Source organism: Nocardia sp. IFM 10818 (assembly GCF_054655275.1).
Genome location: NZ_BAAHJH010000001.1, coordinates 2579809 through 2589446, shown reverse-complemented (window position 1 = coordinate 2589446; position 9638 = coordinate 2579809). Strand labels below are relative to the sequence as shown.

10 protein-coding genes are annotated in these 9638 nt (G+C 68.6%); 5 read left to right on the top strand and 5 right to left on the bottom strand.

Annotated elements, in window-relative coordinates; translation table 11 throughout:
* The first annotated feature begins 4 nt into the window (after nt 1-4).
* The 3 genes from ACYQ5L_RS11895 to ACYQ5L_RS11885 all read left to right on the top strand — a co-directional run bounded on the left by ACYQ5L_RS11895 (nt 5) and on the right by ACYQ5L_RS11885 (nt 1909).
* Entirely contained in the window at nt 5-826 is an 822-nt protein-coding gene (locus ACYQ5L_RS11895; protein ID WP_459963402.1) for an ABC transporter permease, read from the top strand.
* Between the two features lie 114 nt (nt 827-940).
* On the top strand, nt 941-1450 hold the full coding sequence (locus tag ACYQ5L_RS11890) for a peroxynitrite isomerase (RefSeq protein ID WP_459963401.1): 510 nt from the start codon (nt 941-943) through the stop codon (nt 1448-1450).
* 246 nt (nt 1451-1696) lie between these two features.
* Nucleotides 1697-1909: a hypothetical protein gene (locus ACYQ5L_RS11885; RefSeq protein WP_459957418.1), complete on the top strand. Its 213-nt coding sequence runs from the start codon at nt 1697-1699 to the stop codon at nt 1907-1909.
* A gap of 21 nt (nt 1910-1930) precedes the next feature.
* Here ACYQ5L_RS11885 and ACYQ5L_RS11880 read toward each other — a convergent pair whose 3' ends face one another.
* The 3 genes from ACYQ5L_RS11880 to ispG all read right to left on the bottom strand — a co-directional run bounded on the left by ACYQ5L_RS11880 (nt 1931) and on the right by ispG (nt 5892).
* The gene (locus tag ACYQ5L_RS11880; RefSeq protein ID WP_459957417.1) at nt 1931-3718 is read right to left on the bottom strand and encodes a penicillin-binding transpeptidase domain-containing protein; all 1788 of its coding nucleotides are present in this window, start codon (nt 3716-3718) and stop codon (nt 1931-1933) included.
* Nucleotides 3719-3804: 86 nt separating this feature from the next.
* A complete protein-coding gene (locus ACYQ5L_RS11875) occupies nt 3805-4668 on the bottom strand; it encodes a GNAT family N-acetyltransferase (protein WP_459957416.1) in 864 nt (287 codons plus the stop codon).
* A gap of 90 nt (nt 4669-4758) precedes the next feature.
* Nucleotides 4759-5892, bottom strand: coding sequence for a flavodoxin-dependent (E)-4-hydroxy-3-methylbut-2-enyl-diphosphate synthase (gene ispG, locus ACYQ5L_RS11870; RefSeq protein WP_459963400.1), 1134 nt, complete (start codon nt 5890-5892; stop codon nt 4759-4761).
* 206 nt (nt 5893-6098) lie between these two features.
* Here ispG and ACYQ5L_RS11865 point away from each other — a divergent pair, with 206 nt between their 5' ends.
* Nucleotides 6099-6785 carry an endonuclease V gene (locus tag ACYQ5L_RS11865; RefSeq protein ID WP_459957415.1) on the top strand — a complete coding sequence of 229 codons (687 nt, stop codon included), beginning with the start codon at nt 6099-6101 and terminating at the stop codon, nt 6783-6785.
* On the opposite strand, the gene ACYQ5L_RS11860 is transcribed toward ACYQ5L_RS11865, so the two are convergent.
* Entirely contained in the window at nt 6769-7971 is a 1203-nt protein-coding gene (locus ACYQ5L_RS11860) for a M50 family metallopeptidase (protein WP_459957414.1), read from the bottom strand. The two genes, ACYQ5L_RS11865 and ACYQ5L_RS11860, sit on opposite strands and share 17 nt — an antisense overlap.
* 24 nt (nt 7972-7995) lie before the next feature.
* Nucleotides 7996-9165 (bottom strand): 1-deoxy-D-xylulose-5-phosphate reductoisomerase, encoded by a 1170-nt coding sequence (gene dxr / locus ACYQ5L_RS11855; protein WP_459957413.1) that lies wholly within the window; start codon nt 9163-9165, stop codon nt 7996-7998.
* 166 nt (nt 9166-9331) lie between these two features.
* Between dxr and ACYQ5L_RS11850 the strand changes: the two genes are divergently transcribed.
* On the top strand, nt 9332-9616 hold the full coding sequence (locus ACYQ5L_RS11850; RefSeq protein ID WP_379199249.1) for a DUF2631 domain-containing protein: 285 nt from the start codon (nt 9332-9334) through the stop codon (nt 9614-9616).
* Nucleotides 9617-9638: the final 22 nt, after the last annotated feature.

Here is a 9638-nt window from a genome sequence, read left to right as displayed (position 1 = left end):
CGTGATCACCCTCGCCCCGAGCACCGGCTCCGCCGACACCATCACCACCGCCGAGGGCTCGGCCCCGGCGCTGGTGCGCCACACCTGGATTCAGACGCTGCGGCTGCTGCTGCGCTGGGTGCGCGATCCCATCACATTGCTGGAAACCCTGATCGTGCCCTGCCTGCTGCTGCTCATGCTCGATATCGTGGTCGGCTCGCAGATCGAGAAGTTCTCCGGCAGCAGCGCCCTCTACGGGTCGGTCCCCATGGTGTGCCTGGTGGGCGCGCTGTCGGGCACCGTCGCCAGCGGCGTCATGCTCGGCCGGGAACGCGATGCCGGACTGCTGGCGCGCTTCTGGGTGCTGCCGGTGCACCGGGCTTCCGGGCTGGCCGCGCGCATTCTGGCCGAGGGCTGCCGCATCTTCGGCGGCACCCTGGTGATCATCGGATTCGCCATGCTGCTCGGCTTCCGCTTCCGGCAGGGCCCGCTCGCCGCCTTCGCCTTCCTGTGGGTGCCGGTGCTGTTCGGCTTGGCCTTCGCCACCATGGTCACCGCCATCGCGGTGTTCACCGCCAAATCCACGCTGGTCGAGGCCATTGCCATCCTGTCCTCGCTGCTGATGTTCTTCAGCACCGGATTCGTCCCGCTGGGCGCGTACCCGGAGTGGATCCAGCCGGTGGTCCGCAATCAGCCCATGTCGGTCGCCGTGGACACCATGCGCGCCCTCGCCGAAGGCGGACCCCTGGCGAGTCCGCTGCTGCGTACCATCGCCTGGTCGGTCGGCGCCATCATCGTCTTCGCCCTGCCCGCCGCCTACGGCTACCGCCGCGCCAGCCGCCGCTGAGCAAACCCCCTTATCCGGGATTCCATGATCGAAACGCCCTATCAACCCCCCTTTCTGTAAATAACACGTGCACGGCGCGTCGACCGGCCGCCGAATCACACGCGGCGGATTAAGCTGACCGCCGTGCTCGAACCCGAAACCGCCGTCGCGCCCCATCCCGACATCGCACATCTGGCCCCGCTGCTGGGCACATGGCGCGGCCGCGGGCAGGGTGAGTACCCGACCATCGACTCCTTCGAATATCTGGAGGAAGTGCATTTCGGTCATGTCGGCCGGCCGTTCCTGACCTACCGGCAACGCACCCGCGCCGCCGCCGACGGCCGCCCGATGCATAGCGAAACCGGATATCTCCGGGCCATCGGCGGCGACCGGATCGAGCTGATCCTGGCCCATCCGACCGGCATCACCGAGATCTGCGAGGGCACCATCGTCCGCGACGACGAGGGCATGCGCATCGAGCTGGACTCCACCTCGATCGGCCGCAGCAGCACCGCCAAATCGGTGACGGCCCTGGGCCGCAGCATCACCCTGGCCGGGGACACCCTGAGCTACCGGCTGCGCATGGCCGCGGTCGAGCAGCCGCTGCAGCATCACCTCGCTGCCACCATGCAGCGCGCCAACTGAGCGCCGCGCGCGGCGGGTGACGACCCGATGAACTGAAATCCAACTTCCGAGACGAACGTCCAGGTGACCTGCGGCACTCCGGTTCCAGAAGTGTGCTCGATCACATTCGAGGGTTGCCAGGCCCATCACACTCGGATTACCGTTCCTTACGGTGGCAAACAGTCAGCCAACCCTAATGAGCATCGGCTATCCGAAATCCACCGTTCGGATAGCCTGACTCGATCCCCCTGAACAAGGGAGTTGGATATGAAGCGCTCGGCCCTCTTGCTACTCACCACCGCGGGCATGGTCCTCGCCGGAGCCGGTGTCGTCGAAATCCTCGGCGATGCGTCCACCGTCGGCCCGCCCGCGAAATCCCTGGCCCAGCAGCGCTATGTATCCGAAACCCTCACCGGGGAAATCCAGCCCGCCGCGTGCGTGAGCCTCGGCGGGCGCTACCAGACCTCCTCCCCGCGCTGACCTTGCGGCATCGCCCCCGGCTCAGTACCCGGGCGGCAGCGCCGTGAGCATGTCCCGGGTCACCGCCACCGCGTTGTCGGAGCTGCCGCCGCGCACCAGCAGGGTCGCCCAGGCCATATCGCCGCGGTAGCCGACGAACCAGGAGTGCGAGCCGCCGTCGACTTCGGCCTCGCCGGTCTTGCCGTACACCTCGCCCTGATCGCGCACGCGTTCGGCGGTACCGCCGAGCACCACCTTGCGCATCATCGCGCGCAGGCCCGCCAGCACGTCCCCGGGCAGTTGCGGGCGCTCACCGCTGATCTCGGTCGGGTGGCCCGAAATGAGGTACGGCACCGGCGTACTGCCGTGCGCGACCGTCGCGGCCATCAGGGCCAGGCCGAAGGGACTGGTCAGCACCTTGCCCTGGCCGATGCCGTCCTCGGCGCGCTGCACCGGATCGTCACTGCGCGGGACCGAGCCGGAGACCGTCGGCAGCCCGACCACCGTGTAGTCCGGGCCGATGCCCAGCGCCGCGGCGGCCGTGCGCAGATCCTCGCCGCCGAGCTCGGAGGCGATCTTGGCGAAGGCGGTGTTGCAGGAGCGCTCGTAGGCCGTCGACATGGGCACGTCGCCGACGGTGAAGAGGTTGTAGTTGGGAATGGTGCGCTCCCCCACCACGATCCGGCTCGGGCACGGGACGATGGTGTCCGGGGTGGCGTCGCCGGCGGTCATGGCCGCGGCCGCGGTCACCGTCTTGAAGGTGGAGCCCGGCGGGTACAGGCCCGAGGCGGCGACCGGGCCGTCGGCGTCGGCGGCCTCGTTCTGCGCGATGGCGAGAATGGCTCCGGTGGACGGCTGGATCACCACCATCATGGCCTGCTCGGCGCGGCCGTCGACGGCGCGCTGGGCGGCATTCTGAATGTGCCGGTCCACACTCAGCGAGAACGACGGGGAGACCTGCGGCGCAACCTCTTTCAGCACATCGGTGTCGACGCCGTTGGCATTGACGGTGACCACGGTCCAGCCGGCCTTGCCGTCCACCTCGTCGATGACGGTCTTGCGGACCTGGGTCATGAGATCCGGGGCGAAGCGGCGATCGGTGGGGACCATGTCCCACTGCTTGCCGAAGGTCACCCCCGGCAGGCCGAGCAGATCGGCGCTCACCTGGCCGAATTCCCATTCCGAGAGCACCGCGACGGTGTAGGGGCCCTCGGCCTTGCGGGCGGCGTCGATGACCGAGGCGGGGGTGATCCGCTCGTCGAACCGGCGCAGCACCGTCGCCAATGTCGTTGCCACGGCGGTGGGATCGACATTGGCGGAGCGGGTGAAGGCGATGCGGTAGACCGGGCCCGGCACCAGCACATCGGTGCCGGAGCGCTCGTTGACGCGGGCGCGGGGCGCGGGCACCGACCGCAGTTGCAGGCTCTGCGTATCGCCCAGCTGCGGATGGATATTCGACGACATCCAGCGGACCACCCAGCGCCCGTCGCTGCGGCCCATATTGAGCTGGCCGCGATAGGTCCAGAGGCGGTCCTTGGGCAGTTTCCACGCGTAGGTGTAGTCCACGGTGGCGGTGTCGCCGCTGACCCGCATAGCGCCGGAGGTCGCCGACAGTTCCTCGGCCTGGAGCTGGTCCCAGGCGGAAGCCAGTGCGGGACCGGCCTTTTCGGGCAGGCTGGTGAAATCCGCCGCGGCCCGCACATCGTGGCGGGCGAAGGCGTCGAGGAAGGCGTCGGCTGTCTGCGCCGGGCCCTGCGGACCCGATGAGCAGCCGGCGGCGGCAATCGTGATCGCGGCCGCGATCAGCATGGTGAGCACCCGTGTTGACATCGGCACAGATGCTAGAGCCAACTACTGGCAAACCTGGGCGACACACTGCACCGGAACGGATTTCACGCCGATATCACACCAATGGGTCAGTCGAGCAGCACCGTGGCGAATGTGGCGATCTGCCGGAATCCCACCTTGGCGTAGGCGCGGCGGGCGGCCTCGTTGTAGCAGTTCACGTACAGGCTGGCGGTGCGGCCGGAGGCCACCACCACATTGGCGACGGCGGCGGTGCCACCGGTGCCGAGTCCCTTGCCGCGGCGGTCGGGATGCACCCAGACGCCCTGGATCTGGCCGGTGCGGCGGGACAGCGCGCCCACCTCGGCCTTGTAGACGACCTCGCCGTCCTCGAATCGTGCCCAGGCGCGGCCGGATTCGATGAGGCTCGCCACGCGGCGGCGGTAACTGCGGCCGCCGTCGCCGGCGCGGGGGTCCACGCCGATCTCCTCGGTGAACATGGCGACCGCGGCGATCAGGTAGCGGTCGATCTCCTCGGGACGCACCCGGCGCACCTGCAGGTCCGGTTGCACCCCGGCGGGCTTTTCCAGGGCGAGCAGCGGCTGATCGGCGCGTAGATCGCGCGGCGGGCCCCAGTGCTCACACAGCAACTCCCATAGCGGCAGCGCGAGTTCGCGGCGACCCACCACCGAGGAGCAGAGGCGCGGGCCGCGCACGGCGCGATCGGCGAAGGCCCGCAGATCGGCCCGATTGCCGCGCAGCGGGACCAGATTCGCGCCGGAGAAGCACAGGGAATCCCCCGGGCCGCCGCGGCTCCACAGTTCGCCGTAGGTGCCCCGGGCATCGAGCCCGTACTCCTGCAAGCGCGCGGCCACCATGCAGGTCGCCACCGGATCGGTGTCGAGCACCCGCAATACCTGCGTCAGATCGCGGTTCGCGAGCTGACGGGCACCGGACGACTTCGCCCGCCGGGTCGGCTCCAGCACACTCCGCACGTTCACAGCGTGCCAGAACTTCCGACAACGTGCCGCACTATTGACCGCGGCCGCGCGTCACGCGGCCACGGCAAGCCTGCGACCAGGTGGTTATCCCGCGGTGACGACCGGCGAACCGCTGCCAGCGGTCTCACCCATCTCGTCGGCGAGACGCATGGCCTCCTCGATGAGGGTCTCCACGATCAGGTGCTCGGGCACGGTCTTGATGACCTCGCCCTTGACGAAGATCTGCCCCTTGCCATTGCCGGAGGCGACACCCAGATCGGCCTCGCGGGCCTCGCCGGGACCGTTCACCACGCAGCCCATGACGGCCACGCGCAGCGGCACCTCCATGCCCTCCAGGCCGGCGGTGACCTCATTGGCCAGGGTGTACACATCGACCTGGGCCCGGCCGCAGGACGGGCAGGAGACGATCTCGAGCTTGCGCGGGCGCAGGTTCAGCGACTGCAGGATCTGGCCGCCGACCTTGACCTCCTCGGCGGGCGGGGCGGACAGCGAGACCCGGATGGTGTCGCCGATGCCCTGGGATAGCAGCGCGCCGAAGGCGGTCGCGGACTTGATGGTGCCCTGGAAGGCCGGGCCCGCCTCGGTCACGCCGAGGTGCAGCGGGTAGTCGCACTGGGCGGCGAGCTGGCGGTAGGCCTCCACCATGATCACCGGGTCGTTGTGCTTGACCGAGATCTTGATATCGCCGAAGCCGTGCTCCTCGAACAGGCTCGCCTCCCACAGCGCCGACTCCACCAGGGCCTCGGGCGTGGCCTTGCCGTACTTGGCCATCATGCGCTTGTCGAGCGAGCCCGCGTTGACGCCGATACGGATCGGGATGCCGGCGTCGCCGGCCGCCTTGGCGACCTCCTTGACGCGGCCGTCGAATTCCTTGATGTTGCCCGGATTCACGCGCACCGCGGCGCATCCCGCGTCGATGGCGGCGAAGATGTAGCGGGGCTGGAAGTGGATGTCGGCGATCACCGGGATGCCGGACTTCTTGGCGATGATGGGCAGCGCGTCCGCGTCCTCCTGACGCGGGCAGGCCACGCGCACGATGTCGCAGCCGGAGGCGGTGAGTTCCGCGATCTGCTGCAGGGTGGCGTTCACATCGTGAGTCTTGGTGGTCGTCATGGACTGCACGGACACGGGGAAATCGCTCCCCACGCCGACATTGCCCACCATCAGCTGGCGGGTCTTGCGCCGAGGTGCGAGGACCGCCGCCGGCGCAGCGGGCATCCCCAATCCGATGGCTGTGCTCACGAGAGTGTGCCTACTTTCGTCATGATCCTCACCCTTCCGGTCCCGAGTCTAACGACGCTCGAATACCGCTCGCCCTGTGACAGCGGCGACAACGGTACAGCTCCCGAGCCGTCAGCCCGGAATCGGCCGACCCCTACGATGGGTATTCGTTGCAGACCGTGCGAGGGCGTTTGGAGCGAAATGTGAAGGTAGCGAACATCGATCACTGGCCCGGCACCCCCGGCGAGGCCATCGCCCTGCAAGATCGACTGCGCTCCCTGGTGGTCCCGGAAAACCCCCGGCCACCGCATTTCCGCACGGTAGCCGGCCTTGACTCCGCCTACGACGACCACGGCAACGTGGCCGCCGCCATAGTAGTCCTCGATCCGGACACCCTGGAAACCATCGAAACCGTCACCGCCCGCGGCACCACGGATTTCCCGTATGTTCCCGGACTGTTGGCCTTCCGGGAACTCCCCACCACCCTGCGGGCCCTCGAAAAGCTCACCGTCACACCGGATCTCTTCATCTGCGACAGCCAGGGCCTGGCCCACCCCCGCCGCTTCGGCTTCGCCTGCCACCTCGGTCTGCTCACCGGCGTCCCCACCCTCGGCGTCGCCAAGAACGCCTGGGGCGACCACGACGACCCCGCCCCCGACCGCGGCTGCTGGACCACCATCACCATCGACGGCGACCCGGTCGGCCGCGCCCTGCGCACCCGCGCCGGCGTGAAACCGGTCTTCGTCTCCGTGGGCCACCTCATCGACATCGACACCGCCTGCGACCAGGTCCTCGCCCTGACCCCCGAATTCCGCCAGCCCGAGACCACCCGCCGCGCGGACGCCCTGTGCCGGCGGCTGCTGCGCGAAATCGCTACGGGAACAGCCTGATCGGGTTGACGATGTCGGCGGCGAGGGTCAGCAGCATGTAGGCGCCGCCGATGACGACCACGACGTAGGTGGCGGGGAGGAGTTTCAGGTAGTCGACCGGAGCGCCCGGGGGGAGGCCCTTGCGGCTGCGGAAGACATTGCGGATCTTCTCGTAGATGACCACCGCCATGTGGCCGCCGTCCAGCGGGAGCAGGGGCAGCAGGTTGAAGGCGCCGAGGAAGAAGTTGAGGCTGGCCAAGGTCAGGACGAACAGCTCCCACAGACCGCGTTCGGCCGATTCGCCGCCGATGCGGCTGGCGCCCAGGACGCTGACGGGGGTTTCCGGATCGCGTTCGCCGCCGGTCACCGCTTCCCAGAGGTCGGCGACCTTGGCGGGCATCTGCGTCAGCGCGTGCACGGTGCGGGCCAGGATATCGCCGGTGAAGGCCGCCGAGGCGGGGATGGCGGCCAGGACGTTGTATTTGACCGGCTCGTAGAAGTCTTGGCCGACACCGATTTTGGCGACCGTCTTGGGCCGGCCGTCCTTCTCGGGGTAGATGGTGGCCAGCTGGGGGGTGACGGGGACGGTGAGGGTGTCGCCGTCGCGGTCGATGGTGTAGGTGAAGGTGCCGGTCTGCTTCTGGGTCTGCTCGACGAATTCCTTCCACGTCTTCACCGGCACGCCGTTGACGGCGGTCACGATATCGCCGCGCCGCAGGCCCGCCTGCTGGGCGGGACCCTCGCCGGTGCAGGGCACGACCTGCTGGGCGGAGGTCTGGCTCTGCACGCAGCTCATATTGCCCAGCTGGGTGGCCGGGGGCTGATCGAAGCGCGGCAGGCCCCAGCCCACCGCGAGGATCACGATCAGGATGAAGCCGAGCAGGAAGTTCATCAGAATGCCGCCGGACATGACCAGCAGGCGCTTCCAGGTGGCCTGGCGGTACATGGCGCGGTCGAGATCCTCGGGGTCGAGTTCGTCGAGGGCGGTCATGCCGGCGATATCGCAGAAGCCGCCCAGCGGCAGCGCCTTCAGGCCGTATTCGGTCTCACCGCGGCGGAAGGAGAACACCTTCGGGCCGAAGCCGATGAAGTAGCGGCGCACCTTCATGCCGGTGGCCTGCGCCGTCCACATGTGGCCGCATTCGTGTAAGGCGACCGACAGGGTGATGCCGAGGGCGAACAGGATGAAGCCGATCGCGTAGACCATGCGGTTACGAACCCTCCTGCTGAATCAGCCGCGCACGAGCGTGCGTGCGGTCTCTCGCGCCCACGCATCCGCCGCGAGCACCTCGTCCAAGGTACTGGGTTCGGCGGTCCACGCGTCGGCGGACTCCACGACCCGCGCCACCGTGCGGACGATGCCCGGGAAACGGATCAGGCCGTCGAGGAAGGCCTGGACGGCGATCTCGTTGGCGGCGTTGTAGACGGCGGTCACGCAACCGCCCGCCTTGCCGGCCTGCCGGGCGAGTTCGACCGCCGGGAACACCGCGTTGTCGACCGGTTCGAAGGTCCAGGTGGCGGCGGTGGAGAAATCGCAGGGGGCGGCGGCGCCCGGGACCCGGTCCGGCCAGCCCAGGGCCAGCGCGATGGGCAGCTTCATGTCCGGGGGGCTGGCCTGGGCCAGGGTGGAGCCGTCTTTGAACGTGACCATGGAATGCACGATGGACTGCGGGTGCACGGTCACGTCGATGTCGTCGTAGTCGATGCCGAACAGCAGGTGGGTTTCGATGAGCTCGAGGCCCTTGTTCACCAGCGAGGCCGAGTTGAGGGTGTTCATCAAGCCCATCGACCAGGTCGGATGGGACTTGGCCTCGGCCGGATTCACCGATTCGAGCATCTCGGAGGTCCAGCCGCGGAACGGGCCGCCGGAGGCGGTGAGCACCAGTTTGGCGACCTCCTCGGCACGCCCGCCGCGCAGGCATTGGGCGAGGGCGGAATGCTCGGAGTCCACCGGCACGATCTGGCCGGGGGCCGCCGCCCGCGTCACCAGCGAGCCGCCTGCCACCAGGGATTCCTTATTGGCCAAGGCCAGTCGGCGACCGGATTCGAGAGTCGCCAGCGTCGGCTCCAAGCCGAGCGAGCCGACCAGGGCATTGAGGACCACATCCGCATCCGTGCGGCGCACCAGTTCGGCCGCCGCCTCCGGACCCGCCAGGGACACACCGAGTTTCGCCGCCGCCGCCTCGTCGGCGACGGCCACGTTGCGCGTGCCGGTGGCGGCGATCTGCTCTGCCAGCAGCTCGGCATTCCCGCCCCGCGCCGCCAGCCCGACCACCTCGAATCGGTCCGGATTGGCCGCGATCACCTCCAGCGCCTGCGTACCAATCGAACCCGTGCTGCCCAGCAGCAGAACCTTCACAACGTCGGACACGCGCTCATTCTCCCTCGAAGTACCGATCATTCCCGCGCGGGGTTTCAGGGGCTTCGCCTTGCCACCGCCGCTGGGGTTTCAGGGGCTTGCCCCTGAGAGTTCGAGAGTTGCCACACCGCCACCCTGCTGGCTACGACGGACGGTCGTATGCCACCATATTGGCCAGAAATCGATTCGAGCCCAAAGAGGAGCGAAAGTGGCCACCACGGAACTGGAACCCGCGCACAGCTCTGCTGTTGTCACCAAGGTCGACCCGGCCGAGGTTCCGTCCGCCGCATGGGGATGGAGCGGTGAGTCGCGTCGCACCTTCCGCGCCGCCGGGTGGGTCGTCGTCGTGATCCTGCTGGCCATGCTGTTCGAGGGCCCGCAGGGCAGCTCGTCGGGCACCGGCAATATCGGCTACATCTTCCTGATCCTGTTCGCCCTCGGCATTGCCGCGGTGCTGATTCGCGACTCGCTGCTGCAGCGCAAGCCGCGCTAGGTCTTTTCACACGGCAAGGGCC